Source organism: Pantoea sp. sgz302252, from assembly GCF_042610525.1.
GTDB lineage: Bacteria > Pseudomonadota > Gammaproteobacteria > Enterobacterales > Enterobacteriaceae > Erwinia.
On sequence record NZ_JBHDVM010000002.1, the window covers coordinates 489,297 to 507,446 of the forward strand.

18 protein-coding genes are annotated in these 18,150 nt (G+C 55.2%); 8 read left to right on the plus strand and 10 right to left on the minus strand.

What is annotated here, in order from left to right; translation table 11 throughout:
• Window positions 1-121: 121 nt before the first annotated feature.
• The gene (locus ACETPC_RS06095; protein WP_380179591.1) at window positions 122-1,000 is read right to left on the minus strand and encodes an SMP-30/gluconolactonase/LRE family protein; all 879 of its coding nucleotides are present in this window, start codon (window positions 998-1,000) and stop codon (window positions 122-124) included.
• A 297-nt stretch (window positions 1,001-1,297) separates the two neighbouring features.
• Here ACETPC_RS06095 and ACETPC_RS06100 point away from each other — a divergent pair, with 297 nt between their 5' ends.
• Complete coding sequence (locus ACETPC_RS06100; RefSeq protein ID WP_380179593.1) at window positions 1,298-1,441, plus strand: hypothetical protein; 144 nt, start codon at window positions 1,298-1,300, stop codon at window positions 1,439-1,441.
• 95 nt (window positions 1,442-1,536) lie between these two features.
• Here the strand turns inward: ACETPC_RS06100 and ACETPC_RS06105 are convergent, their stop codons facing one another.
• The 3 genes from ACETPC_RS06105 to ACETPC_RS06115 all read right to left on the minus strand — a co-directional run bounded on the left by ACETPC_RS06105 (window position 1,537) and on the right by ACETPC_RS06115 (window position 3,397).
• Window positions 1,537-1,824 (minus strand): hypothetical protein, encoded by a 288-nt coding sequence (locus ACETPC_RS06105; protein WP_380179595.1) that lies wholly within the window; start codon window positions 1,822-1,824, stop codon window positions 1,537-1,539.
• A 325-nt stretch (window positions 1,825-2,149) separates the two neighbouring features.
• The gene (locus ACETPC_RS06110; RefSeq protein WP_380179597.1) at window positions 2,150-2,602 is read right to left on the minus strand and encodes a universal stress protein; all 453 of its coding nucleotides are present in this window, start codon (window positions 2,600-2,602) and stop codon (window positions 2,150-2,152) included.
• Between the two features lie 12 nt (window positions 2,603-2,614).
• Entirely contained in the window at window positions 2,615-3,397 is a 783-nt protein-coding gene (locus ACETPC_RS06115; protein WP_380179599.1) for an IclR family transcriptional regulator, read from the minus strand.
• Window positions 3,398-3,548: 151 nt separating this feature from the next.
• Here ACETPC_RS06115 and ACETPC_RS06120 point away from each other — a divergent pair, with 151 nt between their 5' ends.
• From ACETPC_RS06120 to ypdK, 3 genes are all read left to right on the plus strand, one after another.
• The gene (locus tag ACETPC_RS06120; protein ID WP_380179601.1) at window positions 3,549-5,141 is read left to right on the plus strand and encodes an MFS transporter; all 1,593 of its coding nucleotides are present in this window, start codon (window positions 3,549-3,551) and stop codon (window positions 5,139-5,141) included.
• A gap of 5 nt (window positions 5,142-5,146) precedes the next feature.
• Window positions 5,147-6,172 (plus strand): HlyD family secretion protein, encoded by a 1,026-nt coding sequence (locus ACETPC_RS06125; protein WP_380179686.1) that lies wholly within the window; start codon window positions 5,147-5,149, stop codon window positions 6,170-6,172.
• A gap of 150 nt (window positions 6,173-6,322) precedes the next feature.
• A complete protein-coding gene (gene ypdK, locus ACETPC_RS06130) occupies window positions 6,323-6,394 on the plus strand; it encodes a membrane protein YpdK (RefSeq protein ID WP_246762156.1) in 72 nt (23 codons plus the stop codon).
• A gap of 117 nt (window positions 6,395-6,511) precedes the next feature.
• Here the strand turns inward: ypdK and alaC are convergent, their stop codons facing one another.
• Both alaC and ACETPC_RS06140 read right to left on the minus strand, forming a co-directional pair.
• Complete coding sequence (alaC, locus tag ACETPC_RS06135; protein ID WP_380179603.1) at window positions 6,512-7,756, minus strand: alanine transaminase; 1,245 nt, start codon at window positions 7,754-7,756, stop codon at window positions 6,512-6,514.
• A 105-nt stretch (window positions 7,757-7,861) separates the two neighbouring features.
• Complete coding sequence (locus ACETPC_RS06140) at window positions 7,862-8,386, minus strand: GNAT family N-acetyltransferase (RefSeq protein ID WP_380179605.1); 525 nt, start codon at window positions 8,384-8,386, stop codon at window positions 7,862-7,864.
• Window positions 8,387-8,669: 283 nt separating this feature from the next.
• Between ACETPC_RS06140 and ACETPC_RS06145 the strand changes: the two genes are divergently transcribed.
• A complete protein-coding gene (locus tag ACETPC_RS06145; RefSeq protein WP_380179688.1) occupies window positions 8,670-10,340 on the plus strand; it encodes a LytS/YhcK type 5TM receptor domain-containing protein in 1,671 nt (556 codons plus the stop codon).
• A 32-nt stretch (window positions 10,341-10,372) separates the two neighbouring features.
• Window positions 10,373-11,101 (plus strand): LytR/AlgR family response regulator transcription factor, encoded by a 729-nt coding sequence (locus tag ACETPC_RS06150; RefSeq protein WP_380179607.1) that lies wholly within the window; start codon window positions 10,373-10,375, stop codon window positions 11,099-11,101.
• 190 nt (window positions 11,102-11,291) lie between these two features.
• On the opposite strand, the gene glk is transcribed toward ACETPC_RS06150, so the two are convergent.
• A complete protein-coding gene (gene glk, locus ACETPC_RS06155) occupies window positions 11,292-12,257 on the minus strand; it encodes a glucokinase (RefSeq protein WP_380179609.1) in 966 nt (321 codons plus the stop codon).
• 191 nt (window positions 12,258-12,448) lie between these two features.
• Window positions 12,449-12,640, minus strand: coding sequence for a hypothetical protein (locus tag ACETPC_RS06160; protein ID WP_380179611.1), 192 nt, complete (start codon window positions 12,638-12,640; stop codon window positions 12,449-12,451).
• A gap of 185 nt (window positions 12,641-12,825) precedes the next feature.
• Here ACETPC_RS06160 and mgrA point away from each other — a divergent pair, with 185 nt between their 5' ends.
• Entirely contained in the window at window positions 12,826-13,815 is a 990-nt protein-coding gene (mgrA, locus tag ACETPC_RS06165; RefSeq protein ID WP_380179613.1) for an L-glyceraldehyde 3-phosphate reductase, read from the plus strand.
• A 155-nt stretch (window positions 13,816-13,970) separates the two neighbouring features.
• Entirely contained in the window at window positions 13,971-14,321 is a 351-nt protein-coding gene (locus ACETPC_RS06170; RefSeq protein ID WP_380179615.1) for a zinc ABC transporter substrate-binding protein, read from the plus strand.
• Window positions 14,322-14,539: 218 nt separating this feature from the next.
• Here ACETPC_RS06170 and ACETPC_RS06175 read toward each other — a convergent pair whose 3' ends face one another.
• Entirely contained in the window at window positions 14,540-16,390 is a 1,851-nt protein-coding gene (locus tag ACETPC_RS06175) for an acyltransferase family protein (protein ID WP_380179617.1), read from the minus strand.
• Window positions 16,391-16,721: 331 nt separating this feature from the next.
• Window positions 16,722-17,960, minus strand: coding sequence for an Nramp family divalent metal transporter (locus ACETPC_RS06180; protein ID WP_380179619.1), 1,239 nt, complete (start codon window positions 17,958-17,960; stop codon window positions 16,722-16,724).
• Window positions 17,961-18,150 lie beyond the last annotated feature (190 nt).

Genomic DNA, 18,150 nt, shown 5'->3' on the forward strand with positions numbered 1-18,150 from the left:
GGCCCGTACTGAGCTACCACGGAGGGTGCTTTTTGCGTCTTTGCGGAAGACACAGGCCCTCCTGAGCCGCCACCGGCATACTTTGTCATCATTGTTAGCCAGCCTTGCTGGCTCTTTCTCGTTAAGCCATACGGTAAAGCGGCTCCGGCAGACCTGCTACGTCGACCTCTACCGCTAACAAATCGCCAGACTGCGGCCAGGTCGCCAGCTCTTCGGCGCTGCGATCTTCACGTGAGCTGGTGATATACAGCGTTTTCAGCTCTGGCCCGCCGAAGGCAACCATGGTCGGCCAGCGCACCGGCAGCTTAATTTCATCAACGATTTCGCCATCTTCCGGGTTGATACGCACGATGCGCCCGCCATCGAACATCGCTGACCAGTAAAAGCCTTCGCTATCCACCGCTGCGCCATCCGGCAGGCCGCCTTTGCCTTCGAAACGACGTAATACTTCGCGCGGGCCAATATCGCCTTTATCATCTATCGGGTAGCGATACAGCACGCCATTTGGCGTATCGGTGTGGTACATCCATTGATCATCAGGGGAAAAAGCCAGCCCGTTGGAGATTTTGATATCTTCCGCCTCAACGGTCAGGCGCAGATGCTCATCCAGCCGACAAAGCTTGCCGCCGTTGCGATCCTGCGGCTCCCACAGGCTGCCACACCAGAAGCGTCCATGACGATCGACACGGCCATCGTTGAAACGGCTAAAGGCCGCTTCTCCGGGGTTATCTGCCACACGGCGGGTAATTTTCCCCTCTTCATCCAGCAACACCACGCCGCTTCGTAGCGCGGCAACGAAACCACCCTGCTCGTTCAGCCCAAAACAGCCGATATGCTCAGGTATGGGCATCACTTTATGTTCGCCGCTTTGCGGATCGAAGCGATGGAGCGCTGGCGCGAGGATATCGACAAAATAAAGCACCTGCTCGCGTACTGACCAGACCGGACACTCGCCCAGCTCTGCCTGGGCCGCCAGCACATTTTTAACCTGATAATTCATTGCGTATCCTTGTCATAAAAAGTTGCCTTAAGTCTATCCTGGAAATTTCTTCCTGCTGTCATTAACGCAAATTTTCGTTATAGTATTTTCGCTGCGCAACACGCTTATTTAAGAACATTCTGTCTTAAGGAGCCTTTTTTTAAGCCTTCTCTTATTTCTTTCCGGCCAAACAAAAAGCAAACTTTCTCTCATGAATTATTTAGAAATATTTCCTCTAATAACTCTACAAAAGCGGCATTATTCCTCCACTTTTGTTTTGTAGAGTGTTAGCTATTGGAAAGGAAGGGAGCAAGCATAATGAAACTAATTAAATCTTTAGCTATTCTGGGCGTAATAAGCATGCTAAGCGGCTGTATTATCCACGACGGCTATCGCGGCGGCCACCACGGTGGGCCAGGCTATCACCACGGCGGCCATCATGGTCCGCATCGGGGTTGGTAAAAGAGGCGTAATGACCTCAAGCGGGCAAAGCCTGCACACGGCAATATAAAAATAAAATGCAGTATCCAGGGCGGGTAATTACCCGCCCTTTTTTATTAGCTTTTAATGCTGTAATTGCACTGGTACCAGGCTTTCATTAATCCCGGCAGCCGGCTCTCCTGCGGCTTAATAGGTTCAACCTTATCAAATCCTTTGTCTGCACAATAGTTTTCCACATCCTGTAGCATCGCTGCTTTGTCTACTTTTTCAGGGTTGTAACGATAGAGCACGCTATTTACCGCAGGATCTTCACCTACTTTTTCAAATGCGCCAGGCTTGTTGGAAGTACAGCCAGTTAACAGCAAGGCCGTCAGCGCCATTACACCAATTAGGTTTTTTTTCATGTTTTACTCCTTCTCCGCCGTCGCATGGTACGGATCTGGCGATTTATCTCCATCGGAAAAGGCTGCTTTTGCGCTTTTTTTCGTAAGCTTTGCAATATTTTACCGATTGAATCGATTCAGGAAGCCGTGTAGCGCCGGGCAAAAATGAATGCCAATATAAGTCCAGACACAGCGACATGTCTGCGTAACACCAGGAATTTTATTTATAATTACAAGTAGTTATGCCCGCGGCGAGCGGGCTTTTTTTTGCACTGAATTCGGGACGCGGGCGAGAGTATACTTTTTGCGCCCGCAGAGAAATTAACCTGAAGTGCCGTAAAACCTTTTAGTCAGCGCGTACGTCTACCAATACCGGACAGCTGGCGCGCTCGATGACGGCAGCGCTGACCGAGCCTTTCAGTAAGCGATTAAAAGAAGAGAGATGGCGACGGCCCATAATAATCATGGTTGCGCCGATGGCATTGGCGTGCGCCACGATAGTTTCAGCCGATTCGCCTGCCAGCACCCGCCCGGTCGCGCGAACGCCGCCTCCCTGTAGCTGCGCCAGCGCATGGCGTACGGCTGCCTCCGCCGTATTTTGCTCATCCAGCGCGCTGCCGAAGTCGTCGGGATCTTCGCCCGCTTCAATCACGTAATCCGCCGTGGTACTGGCGTAGCTGGCATCTACACAGCATAAGACTACTACGTCAGCATCCTGCGCCAGCGCCTGCTCTGTCGCCAGAGAAACCACTTTGCGCGCCAGCGCCGAATTATCTACCGCCACTAAAAGCTTGTTCATTTGCCGCTCCTGTCAGTCACGTAATGCCGCTTTGCCAATTTCATCCACCAGCGCTTCTTTGCACTTCAGGATCTCTTCGCGGAAGAGCGCTTCGTGCTTTTGGAAACGGGCAGAAGGAACCAGTAAGCTGATGGAAAAGCGTCCCAGTATGGTATCTAACGCTACCGCCATGGTGGAGATCCCTTCCAGCGTCTCGCCACGATCGTAGGAAATACCGCTGCGGCGGATCTCCTGTAGCCTTGCCGTAAGATCGGGAAAAGCCTTAACGGTCAGCTCGGTAATAGCCTCATAAGCTTCGCCCACCAGCGCTCTCGCTTCTTCATCGCTGTCCAGCGCCAGTAAAGCCCTGCCGCCGGAAGTGCTGTAAAGCGGCAAATTTAGTCCGATGCGCGGCACCACGCGCAGCTCGCGGTCGGCCACCACGTAGTGCACGATAGCCAGCTGCAGGCCGCTGGCCCGCGCCAGCGAAACCGTTTCGCCCGTGGCATCGCAAAGCGACTGTAGCCAGGGCCGCGCTATCGCTACCACATCAGTATGCACGCTGGCGATCAAACGCAATAACGCCGGGCCTAAACGTACGCCGCGCGCGCCCTGGCTACGAACCAGCTGAACGGAATCAAGCGCGCCGACAATACGCTGTACGGTCGAGCGCGGCAGATCGACGGCCTGCGCGATTTCGCCCAGGCTCATGCCGTTGGGGCTGTCGCCCAGCGCATTAAGAATTTTAGCCGCGCGCGAGATAACCTGAATACCGCCGGTACGCTCTTCATCACGTAAAGCCACAGGTTCAGACATAAGATTTCCTTCCTTGTTGATGGCGTTACTTTAGCACTCTTTCCGTGGCCGTATCACATTGCAATACAGTTAACCACAAGGTAATATCAGCGCCACTGTATCACAATGCAATACAGTGCATCACAATAACTCTCTCTGCGGAGCACCTGCTATGAATGCTCAACCCGCAGCCCCGGCATCCCACCCTTTTACCCTGCGTCTGGCGCTGGGTCTGGTGGGCGTGCTGATTGCTGCGCTGACTTCAGGTTTAAACGATCGCGTAACCGATCTGGCGCTGGCCGACGTCCGCGCCGCTATCGGCTTTAGCTACGATCAGGCAACCTGGATTACCTCGGCCTATCAGGCTGCCGAAGTGGCGGCAATGATGATCGCGCCCTGGTTTGCGGTGACTTTGTCGCTGCGCCGTTTCGCGCTGGCCGTGGCCTTCGGCTTCGCGCTGACCGGTATTTTACAGCCCTTTGCCGCCACGCCAGCGCTGTTTATCGGCCTGCGCGTGATTCAGGGCCTGTTCGGCGGCGCGCTGCCGCCGCTGCTGATGACGGTGGCGCTGCGTTTTCTGCCGCCCGGCATCAAGCTGTATGGGCTTTCCGCCTATGCGCTGACCGCCACTTTCGGCCCCAACGTGGCGGCTTCTCTGGCGGCTTTCTGGACGGATGCCGTAGGCTGGCAGTTTGTTTTCTGGCAGGTAGTGCCGCCGATCCTGGTCGCCAGCCTGCTGATCGGCTGGGGATTGCCGCAGGATCCGCTGCGGCTGGAGCGCTTTAAGCAGATCGATCTGTTCGGCATGCTGACCGGCTGTAGCGGGATTGCGCTGATGGTGCTGACGCTGTCGCAGGGCGAAAGGCTCGACTGGTTTAATTCGCCGCTGATTACGGGCATGCTGCTCGCTTCTATAGCGCTGTTGGTAGTGTTTTTATTCAACGAATGGTCGCATCCGCTACCGCTGTTCAAGCTACAGATGCTGGCGCGAAGAAACCTGACGCACGGGCTGCTGGTGCTGGCTGGCGTGCTGCTGGTGGCGCTCTCCGGCTCCGCTCTGCCATCCGCCTATTTCGGCCAGGTTGAAGGTTTTCGCACCGTGCAGTTCGCGCCGCTGGCGTTAACTATTGGTCTGCCGCAGCTGCTGATCGCGCCTTTGATGGCGTTCCTGCTGAATATTCGCTGGGTGGATTGCCGCTGGATGCTGACCTGCGGCGCGGCATTGCTGAGCCTCTCCTGCGTGATGGGCATGCAGCTTACCGACGACTGGGCCAGGCAGAACTTCTGGCTGATTCAGGTATTGCAGGCCTTTGGCCAGCCGATGTTGATCCTGCCGGTGCTGATGAGCGCCACCAGCGTAGTGCAGCCGCCGGAAGGGCCTTACGCCTCGGCGATGTTTAATACCGTACGCGGCTTTTCCAGCGTGGCGGCAGGCAGCCTGGTAGAGAATTTTCTGACGCACCGCGAGAAATTTCATTCGCACAGCCTGGTGGATCAGCTGGGCAACCGTCCCTGGCTGATGACGGCGAACAACAGCGCCAGCGCCTCAACGATGCAGCCGCTGCTGCCGGACGGTTCGGCCAGCTCCACCGAAAACCTGAGCCACTTCGCCACCTTGCTTAAACACCAGGCGGTGATCCTGAGCATCAGCGATGCCTATCTGCTGATTATCGGCTTCGCCCTGCTGCTGGTGCTGCTGACCGCCTGGCTGCCCAAACGCGTCTGGCCGCCGCAAACCCTTATTCAAACTAAAGCCACGAGATAATAATGATGAGCTTCACTCCTGCAAAAAGAACCCTGGCGCTGGCCGCGCTGCTGGCGATCCTGCTGGCGATCGCCTTTTTCGTCTGGTCGGCCATGAGCCGCCACCAGGCGCGTACCGATGATGCCGTAGTCACCGCCGATTACACTGCTATCGCACCGAAAGTGTCCGGCTATATTCGCACCGTCAACGTCGGCGATAACCAGCAGGTTAAAGCGGGCGACACGCTGGCGACGATCGACGATCGGGACTATCGCGTCGCGCTGGAAACCGCTGAAGCAAATCTGGCCGTAAGCCAGTCAAAAATGAGCAGCGTACAGGCGCAGCTTGAGCAGCAGCAGGCGACCATTGCGCAAAGCGATGCCGCCGTGACGGCCAGCCAGGCGACGCTGAACTATGCGGGCCAAAACGCCGAACGCTATCGCCGCCTGTTAAAAACCGGCACTGCGACAGCGGACGAGCAGCAGAAAACCAGCGCATCAATGCAGGAAGCAGCGGCGCAGCTGCGACAGAGCCAGGCCGCCGCGCTGGCCGCACGTAAAGCAGTAGGCGTCCTTGAGGCCAGCCTGCGCCAGGCTAAAGCGGATATCGCCGCTTCTCAGGCCAGCGTTGATCAGGCGCGCCTGAATCTTTCCTATACCGTCATTACCGCGCCTATTGATGGCGCTGTCGGCCAGCGCGCCGCCCGTCAGGGCGCATGGGTTTCCGCCGGTACACGCCTGATGGCCGTGGTGCCGCTCCAGCAAACTTATGTGGTGGCGAACTTTCTGGAAACACAGCTGGCTAATGTGCAAATCGGCGAAGCGGTGACGATGACCGTGGATGCGCTGCCTGGCGTCACGCTGCGCGGCCATATCGATAGCGTAGCGCCTGCGACCGGTTCTACCTTCGCAGCTATCACTGCTGATAACGCCACGGGCAATTTCACCAAAGTCGCGCAGCGTTTGCCGGTGAAGATCCTGCTGGAGCCCGGCCAGGACGATCTGGCGCGTCTTAAAGTAGGGATGTCGGTGGTGCCGGAGCTAAGCCGCTGAGCCGGACGTTCAGGGCGCTTAAAAAGTAGATAATTCCTGCGGATAGCAACTTTATTTTATCAGGCGGAGCGGGTAAATTAGCGGTCGATTCTGTCACAGTAACCGGTAGCGCGGGCTGACGAGGCCGCCGTCGCTCAGAGGAGTTTTGCAGTGAAATATGCATTAATGGGCATTTCGTTTTTGTTTCTGGCCTGGGTAGGCACTTTTTATCTGATGCTGTAGCTCAGCAAGCTTACCCTCAACGCTGAGACATAACGACCCGCTCTGTTTCAGAGATCGCCGTGAGTTTCGAGGAAAAAAAGAGCGCCGGACGAGAGCGCTCTTTTTATGCAGCTGGTTTTACTCCGCCTGGCTGGCGGTTTCTTCGCTTTTCGCCGTTCCCGGCAGGATACCGTCGGCGCGGAACATCGCCTTAATGCCTCTGATCGCCTGACGGATACGGTCGCTGTTCTCAATCAGTGCGAAACGCACATGCGTATCGCCATAGTCGCCGAAACCTATGCCGGGCGAGACGCAGACTTTGGCCTCCTGCAGCATATGTTTGGCAAACTCCAGCGACCCCATCGCCGCGTAATGATCCGGGATTTTCGCCCAGACATACATGGAAGCTTTCGGTACTTCCACCATCCAGCCCGCCTCGTGCAGCCCTTTTACCAGCACATCGCGGCGGCGTTTATACTGCTGCGCGATATCCCGTACGCACTGCTGATCGCCTTCCAGGGCGGCAATAGCGGCAACCTGTAGCGGCGTAAAGGTGCCATAGTCGTGGTAGCTTTTAATTCTTGCCAACGCCGCCACCAGCTCTTTGTTGCCGACCATAAAGCCGATACGCCAGCCCGCCATATTGTAGCTTTTGGAAAGGGTGAAAAACTCTACTGCCACGTCGCGCGCGCCAGGGATTTCCATGATGGAAGGCGCTTTCCAGCCGTCATAGACGATATCGGCATAGGCCAGATCGTGGATAACCAGCACGTTGTATTGCTTAGCCAGTGCGATAACTCGCTCAAAGAAATCCAGCTCTACGCATTGTGCCGTTGGGTTGGACGGAAAGCCGAGGATCATCATTTTAGGTTTGGGGTAGCTTTCCCGGATGGCGCGCTCCAGCTCGTTAAAGAAGTCTACTCCTTCCACTAGCGGCACCGAACGAACCTGAGCGCCTGCGATAACCGCGCCGTAGATATGAATCGGATAGCTGGGATTCGGTACCAGTACGGTATCGCCGTGGTCGAGCGTTGCCAGCATCAGGTGCGCCAGCCCCTCTTTCGAGCCGATAGTGACTATGGCTTCTGATTCCGGATCTATATCCACCTGATAGCGATCTGCGTACCAGCGAGAAATAGCGCGGCGTAAACGCGGGATCCCGCGCGAGGTTGAGTAGCCGTGCGTATCCTCACGCTGTGCGACTGAACAGAGTTTTTCGACAATATGCGGCGGCGTAGGGCCATCCGGGTTGCCCATGCTGAGATCGATAATATCTTCGCCACGGCGGCGCGCCGCCATTTTCAGTTCGGCGGTGATATTAAAAACGTAGGGCGGAAGACGTTCAATACGGGAAAAACGGCGTGCAGAGCTGATATCAGCCATAGGGACCTCTGTAAACGTTAGCGCCCGGAACCGTCCGAGCGACGCTGACCAGAAACTGGTCGAGAGATGACCATAGCGCAAAATTCGCCAGGCTGTCGAGCCGAATTAATCTGATTCCAGCTTGCCGAACAGCCAGTCATTTACCCATTCGCCGCGCAGCAGATAGTTTTCTCTCAGCGTGCCCTCAAGCCGAAAGCCGTTTTTTTCCAGGATGCGCCGCGAAGGCCAGTTGCCCTCGACCACCTGCGCTTTCAGCTTGTGGAAACAGCATTCGGTAAACAGCCAGTCGGCCAGTGCGCCCAGCGCCTCGCTGCCGTAGCCTTTGCCGGTTTGCTGGCTTAGCAGCGAATAGCCGACCTCGGCCTGCCGCCACGGCGACCATTCCGCATTCGCCCCTATCAGCCCCAGCGGCTCGCCGCTTTCTCTGAGTTTTATGGTCAGGCAGAGCATATGCAGGCTGGTGGTCTGCCAGGGCTGTAGCCGGGTCTGAAAGCGCTGGCGAACATCCGCTGGCTGCGGTACGGCGCTGATATACTGCATACTGACCGCATCGCTGTGCACCTGCTGAAACAGCGGCCAGTCTTCTGGCTGAAGCTTTGCCAGCAGCAATCTTTCGGTAGTGAGTTGCATAATCGCCTCGCAAACGGGGAACAAAACTCGTGGCAGCCTGCTGCTGAAAGCGGCCACAAACAGACTATCCTGCAGCACGCCCGGCTTGTAAAGCTATCTGCGGCACCAAACAAAACACATCCCCTTTTTGCTACCAGGTTTTCCCCTTTTTGAGGGTAATGACGCTTTTTGGCATGGGTAGCTATTAATGCAGGCAAAATCCCTGTGCGCTTGCCGTCCGCTTTCCTTATTATGGAGCAACTTTTTATCGCCAGCCGAGGCGCCCGTGCATTCGATGTTTGAGATGTTGCTCGCGGTTATAGACCGCGCCGCCTTAATGCTTATCTGTCTGTTTTTTTTAACGCGAACTCCGCACTTCCGCCAGCTATTGCAAAAGGATGAGCACTCCCGGCAGGAGCTGATCGCGGTAACGGCTATTTTTTCGCTGTTCGCGCTTTTCGGCACCTGGAGCGGCATCAATGTCGATGGGTCGCTGGTTAACGTGCGCACTATCGCTATTATGTCCGGCGGCATTCTGTTCGGCCCTTGGGTCGGCATAGTGACCGGCGTGGTGGCCGGGCTACACCGCTTCTTGATTGATGTGCATGGCGTGACTTCCGTTCCCTGTTTAATTACCAGCATTATCGCCGGTATCGCCTCAGGCTGGATTAATCTGAAGGTGGCAAAAGAGCGGCGCTGGAGTGTGGGTATTGTCGGCGGCATGCTGTGCGAGTCGCTGACGATGATCCTGATTCTGGCCTGGGCCAGGCCATACGCGCTGGGCATGGCGATAGTGGAAGAGATTGCCGTGCCGATGATTCTGGGCGCGGCCAGCATTGGCCTGATCGTTTTGCTGATCCAGAGCGTCGAGGGCGAAAAAGAGGCCATAGCCGCCCGGCAGGCCAAGCTGGCGCTGGATATCGCTAATAAAACCCTGCCGCTGTTCCGTCAGGTCAACAGCAGCTCGCTGCGCAAAGTGTGCGAGATTATTCGCGACGATATCAACGCGGATGCGGTAGCCATCACTAATAAAAACCAGATTCTGGCCTATGTTGGCGTGGGTGAACAAAACTATCGCGAAGGCGATGACGGTATCAGCCCCACCACCGCCAGAGCTATCGCCAACGGCGAAATCATTATCCGCAATAATGATGAGGCGCACCGCACGCCGGAAATCCATTCGATGATCGTGATCCCGCTGCGCGAGCTGGGTGAAGTCACCGGCACGCTGAAAATTTATTATCGCCATGCGCACCGTATTACCTGGTCGCTGCGCGAGATGGCCGTCGGGCTGTCGCAAATTATCTCCACGCAGCTGGAGGTGTCGCGTGCCGAGCAGCTACGCGAGATGGCGAATAAAGCCGAGCTGCGTGCGTTGCAAAGCAAAATTAATCCGCATTTTCTTTTTAACGCGCTGAACGCTATCTCTTCTTCTATCCGTATCAATCCGGACACCGCGCGCCAGCTTATCAGTAATCTTTCTCGCTATCTGCGCTATAACCTTGAGCTGAACGACGACGAAATCATTGATATCCGTAAGGAGCTTTATCAGATCAAAGACTATATCGCTATTGAGCAGGCGCGCTTTGGCGATAAGCTGACGGTAATCTATGAGATCGACGAAGATATCAGCTGTTCGTTACCGAGTTTGCTGATCCAGCCGCTGGTAGAGAATGCCATTGTGCATGGCGTGCACCCGTGTCGCGGCAAAGGCGTGGTCACTATCAGCGTGCAGGATACCGGCGAACGTATACGTATTGCGGTACGGGATACAGGCAACGGCATTAGCGAAGAGGTGATCCGGCGGGTGGAAAGCAATGAAATGCCTGGCAACAAGATTGGCCTGCTGAACGTGCATCATCGCGTCAGGCTGCTTTATGGCGAAGGACTGCATATTCACCGGCTGAATCCGGGCACTGAAATCGCCTTTTATATTAATAAAAAAGGGGCGAGCCTGCCCGATTTGTCTTACTAGCGGCCTGACGCCGCCTTAACCGGGAAAGCGATGTGAAAGCCATTATTGTAGAAGATGAATTTCTGGCGCAGCAGGAGCTGAGCTGGCTGATCCGCCAGCACAGCCAGCTACAGATCGAGGCGACCTTTGACGACGGCCTGGACGTATTGAAGTATCTGCAAAACCATCAGCCGGACGTGATTTTTCTGGATATCAATATTCCCTCGCTGGATGGCGTGCTGCTGGCGCAAAATATCAGCAAGTTCGCCCATCGGCCGCTGATTGTTTTTATCACCGCCTATAAAGAGCACGCGGTGGAAGCGTTTGAGCTGGAGGCCTTTGACTATATCCTCAAGCCTTATCATGAGATGCGTATTATCACTATGCTGCGCAAAGTGGAAAATACGCTGCAGCAGGCGACGCAAAGCAGCGCAGAAAGCCCACGCAGCCAGGTACATACCATTAATCTGGTGAAGGATGAGCGGATTATCGTTACGGATATCAACGACATTTACTATGCCGAAGCCCACGAAAAAATGACCTTTGTTTATACGCGGCGGGAAGAGTACGTGATGTCGATGAATATCACCGAGTTTTGCAGCCGACTGCCGGAGGAGGCTTTTTTCCGCTGTCATCGCTCTTACTGCGTGAATTTAAGCAAGATCCGCGAAATCGAACCCTGGTTTAACAATACCTATATGCTGAAGCTGCGCGATCTGGATTTTCAGGTGCCGGTCAGCCGCAGCAAGGTGCGGGAGTTTCGCCAGCTGATGCGGCTATAGCAAGGGAGATTGATGCCGAAGTATGCCGGTGCCGGCTCAGGAGGGCCTGTGTCTTCCGCAAAAACGCAAAAAGCACCGTCCGTGGTAGCTCAGTACGGGCCGTCCATGGCCCGTAGTACTCCAGCCACAGGCCCTCCATCGCTTTACGTTTATCAGCAGTCTGAAGGGCCGGTAAACCGACCCTTTTCTGTTACAGGATGCTGCCCAGCGTCTGGCGCAGATGCGCGCCCGCGCCCAGCAGGCCTGGCTTATCGTGGGTGATCAGATAAACCGGGATATTCTGCACGTAGTCTTTGAAGCGGCCTTTATCTTCAAAAGCGGCGCGGAAACCGGAAGCCTTAAAGAACTCCAGGAAACGCGGTACGATGCCGCCAGCGATGTAAACGCCGCCGAAGGTGCCCATGGTCAGCGCCAGGTTGCCGCCGAAACGCCCCATAATCACGCAGAACATCGCCAGGGCGCGACGGCAGTCGGTGCAGCTATCTTCCAGCGCGCGCTGGGAAACATCTTTCGGCTTCAGGTTTTCCGGCACGCGATTATCGGCTTTAACGATAGCGCGATAAAGATTGACCAGGCCCGCACCAGACAGCACGCGCTCGGCAGAGACGTGGCCCAGCTCGGCGCGCAGCACCTCCAGGATCAGATCTTCCTCTTCGCTGTTGGCGGCGAAATCGACGTGACCGCCCTCGCCCGGCAGGCTGACCCAGCGCTTATCGACGTGCACCAGATGCGCTACGCCCAGACCCGTTCCGGCACCATAAACGGCAACCGGCTTGTCTTTCACCGGCGCGCCGCCGCCGAATTGCATCACGTCCTGCTCGGTCAGCATGGGGATAGCCATCGACACGGCGGTGAAATCATTGATGATTTCCAGGTGCTCGAAGCCCAGGTTCGCTTTCATTTTGCTGGTGGAGAAAGCCCAGTCATGATTGGTCATCTCAACCCAGTCATCGGTAATCGGGCAGGCGATGGCGATGCAGCCATCCGTGACATCCTGCTGCTGCTCGGCAAGATAAAAACGGATGACCGCCTCAAGGCTATCGTAGTCTGCTGTGGAGAACGTTTTGGCTTGTGATACGGCACCGTTCTCGACTTCACACAGTGCCAGGCGCGCGTTGGTGCCGCCTACATCACCTACCAAAGCATACTTAGTCATTATTGTTTTGCTCCGCTTACGTCATTTGTACACACTATAAATTTCCCCCACTCAAACAACAACGCCCAACCCTTGCGGGCCAGCGTAAAATCGCGCTGCGACCGCCTACCTTACCTGCACCGGCGGCAGTTTCCCACGGGCATCAATCTGAATCTGAAGGTCGTTATCAGACTTTTTGTCACCCATTGCCTTTATGGCGCTACTGCAAGGCGCTTTGGCAGCGGCAATAACTCCAGTTGCGGCAGCATAACCTCCACCAGCCAGAGACGCGAGGCCGGTTCAATCACTTTTACCACTTCCTGCAATCGAACCAGGGCGTTATTGTAACCGCACTGCCCACCATAAATAGCATGCTCAATAGTATAGCTGCCCTTATTAAGCACAAATATGGTCAGCTTAAGGCAATTCTGCTGCTGAAAATTTGTTACCGCGCGATAAGCCGCTGCATAAAGCCATAAATGAGTAAAAAGCTTTTCCGCAAGTTGCGATCCGCCGCGCGATCCGACTTAGTGTAACCGTATACACTGTGATGCTTACCGCATCTTTCTCTCCGAGCACAGGAACTTCTATGGCCTATCAGCCCGATGCAAAACGTTATCAGACAATGAGTTATCATCGCTGCGGCCGCAGCGGCCTGAAGCTGCCCGCCGTATCGCTCGGCCTGTGGCATAACTTTGGCGACAGCACGCTGGTAGAGAACAGCCGCGCGCTGCTGCGGCATGCGTTCGATCAGGGCATCACCCATTTCGATCTCGCCAACAATTATGGGCCGCCGCCGGGGTCGGCAGAGGAGAACTTTGGCCGCATCCTGCGTCAGGACTTCGCTTCACTGCGCGACGAGCTGATTATTTCTTCCAAAGCGGGCTACACGATGTGGGACGGGCCCTACGGCGATTGGGGATCGCGTAAGTATCTGATAGCCAGTCTCGACCAAAGCCTGAAGCGCATGGGGCTGGAGTATGTCGATATTTTTTATCATCACCGCCCGGACCCGGAAACGCCGCTGGAAGAAACCATGACCGCGCTGGATCATCTGGTGCGCCAGGGCAAAGCGCTCTATATCGCCCTTTCCAACTATCCGGCAGAGCTGGCGGCGGAAGCGATCGCCATTCTGAAGCAGCTGGGTACGCCCTGCCTGATCCATCAGCCGAAATACTCCATGTTTGAACGCGCACCGGAGAACGGCCTGCTGGACGTGCTGCAACAGCAGGGCGTTGGCTGTATCGCCTTTTCGCCGCTGGCGGGCGGGATGCTGACCGATCGTTATCTGAAAGGGATCCCTGAGGATTCACGCGCCGCCAGCGGCAGCCGGTTTCTGAGCAGCGAGCAGTTAACGCCGGAGAAGATGGAGAAAGTGCGGCGGCTGAACGAACTGGCGCAGCAGCGTGGCCAAAAGCTATCGCAGATGGCGCTGGCCTGGGTTCTGCGCAACAGCAGCGTGACTTCGGTATTAATTGGCGCCAGCAAGACCAGCCAGATAGATGATGCCGTTGGCATGCTGGCGCAGCGTGAATTCAGCCAGAGCGAGCTGGAACATATCGACAGCATTCTTGCCTGACCCTTTCGCCGCCGCGCCCTGCGGCGGCCTCGCCATATGACATTTCTCTTAACAATTTTTTGACGCTTTTAGGAATTAGCCAGGCGCAACCTTAACCTTCTCTTTATAATACTGGCACCATGGCGGAGCAGCTGTGCCGCTAATAAGGAGAGAAAATGAAACATTTATTGCTTATCGCCACCTTGCTGGCGACTTTATCACCGTTGGCTATGCACACAGCGCAGGCTGACAGCGCCCGGATTATGCTGGCACCGGGCGTGTCGCTACATTTAGGCGATCGCGATCGTCATGGACGTTACTGGGACGGCGGCCGCTGGCGCGACGGTCACTGGTGGCGTAACAACTATCGCTACGGCGAAGGCCGCTGGTGGCGTCATGAACAGTGGCGTCGTCATCAGGAGATGCGCCACCGCCATGAGTGGCGACGCGATCAGCGCTGGCGCGACCATGAAAGGCAGCGCGAATGGCGTCACGAGCGCGACCGCCATCACGACGGCCGCTGGTAAAGCAGTCAAAGCGGAAGAGCTATCTCTTCCGCTTGAGGTTGATGACAAAATAGCGGGTGCCTGCTCAGGAGGGCCTGTGTCTTCCGCAAAGACGCAAAAAGCGCCGTCCATAGCAGCTCAGTACGGACCGTCCATGGCCCGTAGTGCTCCACAGGCCCTCCATCGCTTTAAGTTTGTCAGCAGTCAAAGCGGAAGAGCTACCTCTTCCGCTTTTTTTATTACAGATTTGCCAGCTTTTGCGATCGGCCATCGCTGTTTTGTTGTGCGTTAACGGTACGTGACAGGTAGCCTGCCACATAGTTAGCGGACGCCATACTCAGATGGTTGTTGTCGAACAACAGCGGCTTACCATTGACCAGCATGCTGCATTTATTCTGCGGACAAAGCACGGACGAAGGCATAAAGCGCACTACGTCTGCATCGATGTATTTTTGAATATTTTCGATAGCCGGATTATTAAACGTGAAATACGGATCGCGACCGCGCGCCAGCGTGGTGGGCACATCCACGCCTGGCGAAGGAACTGGCCCGACAATAATCACTTTCTTACCGTGCGCTATCAGCTGTTCCGCAGTTTTATTCATATTGCGGTAAAAGGTCGTTGGGTAGGCCTCATAACGAGCGGCCAGCACCACCACCTTGATGGCTTTATCTGCTTCCAGGAAATTGATAGCGCGCTGGTTATGCGCAATACAGTCCGGGCGTACTTCCAGCTGGAAATCGAGCGCAGGCGGACAGGCTGAGTAGGTAATTTCATACAGCGAGATATTCTGGTTGCCCAGCGCGCGGGAAAGTTCCACGCCGTGGCTATCGCCCCAGACGGCTACCGTAGGTTTAGCTTCGCCAAAGTGGCAGTAGCTGGAGGTATCCGGCACGCCGCCGTTAAAGTGGCAGCGGCCCCGCGCCGGGCTGAAATCCTGGTGCGCTGCAATAAAAGCCTGCGTCTGCGGGGTAAAGCGCGTTGGCCAGCCGCCCTGGCTCCAGGTCGCCGCGCTGACCGCTACCAGGATAGCCAGGCCGACTGCGCTGGTTTTATAAAGGCGTGCCGCCGGGAAGGCGCTGCGGTTACGGAATGGACGTTCGATAAAGCGCCAGGAGAGCGTGGCAATCAGTAATGATACTGCCACCACCAGCCAGCGACCGCCTTCATTTATCAGCAGGTTCCAGTTGCGGAAAAAGACGATCAGCGGCCAGTGCCAGAGGTAAAGCGAATAGGAAATCAGCCCGATAAACACCACCGGCTTCAGCGACAGCAGCTTGCCGACCAGCGTTTGCTGCGCGGCGTAGATAATGCACACGCTGCCAAACACCGGTAGCGCTGCGGCGTAGCCAGGGAATGCCGTATGGGCATCAAAGCAGAATACGCTGCCGACAATAGCCGCAAAGCCCGCCAGCGCAATCAGTTCATTCAGCGCGGCGCTGCGCGGTTTCGGCACGCGGTTCAGCGCCAGCAGAGAACCGGCCATCAGCTCCCAGGTGCGCGAAGGCAGCAGATAAAAAGCGGCAGAAGGTTTTGGATGGGTGAGGAAAATGCTTAGCAGGAAAGAGAGAGCAAAGATAGCGAGCAGAAACAGATCGGGTTTGCGCTTTAGCTTTACCAGAATAAAAAACAGGATAATCGGCGCAAAGATATAAAATTGTTCTTCAACGCCCAGCGACCAGGTATGCAGCAACGGCCGCTCTTCTGCATCGCTGGAGAAATAGCCCGATTTGCGCCAGCTAACGATGTTCGAGACAAACAGTAGCGCGCCGGCAACCTCTTTCGGCAAAAAGTTGTAGTCATCAGGCAGCAGCGCAAAAGGCGCCACCAGCAAAACAAACAGGATGACGGAGAAAAGCGCGGGGAAGATACGGCGAATACGCCGCTCATAAAAGTCGATAATGCTGTAGCTGTTATTTTTAATATCCTTCAACAGGATCGAAGTAATTAAAAATCCGCTGATCACAAAGAAAACGTCAACGCCGACGTAACCGCCGGAAAAGGTGCTGAAACCGGCATGGAACAGCAAAACAGGCACGATAGCTAACGCGCGCAGGCCGTCAATATCCGGACGATACTTGATGTTCATAAAAACTCCTGGCAAGAGGAAGCATCAAAAATGCGTAAAGAAACCATAATATGAGTAAAGTTATGCCCTATAAATTGGCATTATCCCAAAAAGGACTTAAACCAAATTTATCCGGTTGTGTCGCCGCACGTTTTTAAAATAACTTATTGATTATTAATAATTAATTGCACAACCCTGTCAGCCAGCCCAAGGAAAAAACAGAATAACCTCACTCTATTCAGTCGGAGTCAGGCTGCGGTTTACCCGGCAGAAAACATAAAAAAACCCCACATAAATGTAGGGTTCGTGAATGCAAAAAGGGAGGAATATAAGCGTTCAGGCTTTCGTCGCGCTAAATACCGGTTGCCATAGAGAACAGCAGATAAAAGTTCAGCGCGATGACAATAACGACTATTACCTTGCCTACCGCCTGCATCAGGCGGGAATTAACCAAATCGCCCATCAGTTCGCGGTTGCCGGTAAAAGAGAGCAGCGGGATCAGCGCCAGCGCAATACCAAAGCTAAGTAATACCTGGCTCATAACCAGAATACGCGTTGGCTCCCAGCCCGCCAGAATAACAATAAATGAAGGCAGCATCGTTACCACGCGGCGAATCAGCAGCGGGATACGGACATGGATAAAGCCCTGCATCACTACCTGGCCCGCCATAGTGCCCACGACGGTGGAAGAGAGCCCGGCGGCCAGCAGGCTCAGGCCAAAGACCAGCGCCGCCGCGCGACCCAACAGCGGGTCGAGCGTCAGATAAGCCTGATCCAAATCGGCTACGCCGGTATGGCCGCTGAAATGGAAGGCCGCCGCCGCCGTCGCCATCATCGCCAGGTTGACGAAGCCTGCGATGGTCATCGCTACCGCCACATCCAGTTTGGTGGAAGAGTAGCGCTCCTCGCGGCTGTCGCCGTTGGGATTCTGCGTTAAGGATGAATGCAGATAAATAACGTGGGGCATAATAGTCGCGCCCAGTACGCCCGCCGCCAGCAGTACTGCATCAGCAGTTGGCAGCGTCGGCACGGCTACGCCCTGCAGCAAATCTACAACTTTCGGCTGCGAGAAAAAGAGTTCGATTACATAGGCCGCCGCAACGAACAGCAGCAAACCGCCGATCACCCTCTCCAGCGGCTTTTGTCCCCGGCTTTGCAGCATCAGGATCAGGAAAGTCACCACGCCCGTCAGTACTGCGCCCTGTAGCAGGCTAACGCCGAAAATCAGTTTAAAACCGATGGCCGCGCCGATAAATTCCGCCAGATCGGTCGCCATCGCGATGATTTCTGCCTGAATCCAGTAAAACCAGACGGCAGGCCGGGGAAAACGATCGCGGATATGCTCCGCCAGATTTTTACCAGTGGCAATGCCGAGCTTGGCGGACATCAGCTGGATGACCATCGCCATAATGTTTGCCCAGACTACTACCCACAGCAGCCTGTAGCCGTAGGAAGCACCGGCCTGAATGTTGGTAGCAAAGTTGCCGGGATCGATATAGCCGATCGCCGCAATAAAGGCTGGCCCCATCAGCGCAAATTTGATTTTGCGGGAACTCCGGACGCTTTGCTCCGCGGTGCGGCCTTCAAACATGCTTATACCCCTTAATACACCCGAGAAGCGTATTGTCATTCAAATGATAATGATTATCAACATCATTTGCACTGGTTAAACTTATCGCTGTGATAGCCTACGCTAAAAAGTATAGCCTTTGCTATACTTTGGAAAAGAGTTTTTCGTGACCGCTTTGTAACCAACATGTCTACTGTAGGTTAAAAACTAT

What these genes read in the sequence shown, in the direction of transcription:
- ACETPC_RS06095 (WP_380179591.1), bottom strand. Translation starts at nt 1,000, where the DNA reads ATGAATTATCAGGTTAAAAATGTGCTGGCGGCCCAGGCAGAGCTGGGC.
- ACETPC_RS06180 (WP_380179619.1), bottom strand. Translation starts at nt 17,960, where the DNA reads ATGTTTGAAGGCCGCACCGCGGAGCAAAGCGTCCGGAGTTCCCGCAAA.
- alaC (WP_380179603.1), bottom strand. Translation starts at nt 7,756, where the DNA reads ATGGCTGATATCAGCTCTGCACGCCGTTTTTCCCGTATTGAACGTCTT.
- ACETPC_RS06175 (WP_380179617.1), bottom strand. Translation starts at nt 16,390, where the DNA reads ATGAACATCAAGTATCGTCCGGATATTGACGGCCTGCGCGCGTTAGCT.
- mgrA (WP_380179613.1), top strand. Translation starts at nt 12,826, where the DNA reads ATGGCCTATCAGCCCGATGCAAAACGTTATCAGACAATGAGTTATCAT.
- ACETPC_RS06115 (WP_380179599.1), bottom strand. Translation starts at nt 3,397, where the DNA reads ATGTCTGAACCTGTGGCTTTACGTGATGAAGAGCGTACCGGCGGTATT.
- ACETPC_RS06170 (WP_380179615.1), top strand. Translation starts at nt 13,971, where the DNA reads ATGAAACATTTATTGCTTATCGCCACCTTGCTGGCGACTTTATCACCG.
- ACETPC_RS06145 (WP_380179688.1), top strand. Translation starts at nt 8,670, where the DNA reads ATGTTGCTCGCGGTTATAGACCGCGCCGCCTTAATGCTTATCTGTCTG.
- ACETPC_RS06110 (WP_380179597.1), bottom strand. Translation starts at nt 2,602, where the DNA reads ATGAACAAGCTTTTAGTGGCGGTAGATAATTCGGCGCTGGCGCGCAAA.
- ACETPC_RS06120 (WP_380179601.1), top strand. Translation starts at nt 3,549, where the DNA reads ATGAATGCTCAACCCGCAGCCCCGGCATCCCACCCTTTTACCCTGCGT.
- ACETPC_RS06125 (WP_380179686.1), top strand. Translation starts at nt 5,147, where the DNA reads ATGAGCTTCACTCCTGCAAAAAGAACCCTGGCGCTGGCCGCGCTGCTG.
- ACETPC_RS06140 (WP_380179605.1), bottom strand. Translation starts at nt 8,386, where the DNA reads ATGCAACTCACTACCGAAAGATTGCTGCTGGCAAAGCTTCAGCCAGAA.
- ACETPC_RS06100 (WP_380179593.1), top strand. Translation starts at nt 1,298, where the DNA reads ATGAAACTAATTAAATCTTTAGCTATTCTGGGCGTAATAAGCATGCTA.
- ACETPC_RS06105 (WP_380179595.1), bottom strand. Translation starts at nt 1,824, where the DNA reads ATGAAAAAAAACCTAATTGGTGTAATGGCGCTGACGGCCTTGCTGTTA.
- glk (WP_380179609.1), bottom strand. Translation starts at nt 12,257, where the DNA reads ATGACTAAGTATGCTTTGGTAGGTGATGTAGGCGGCACCAACGCGCGC.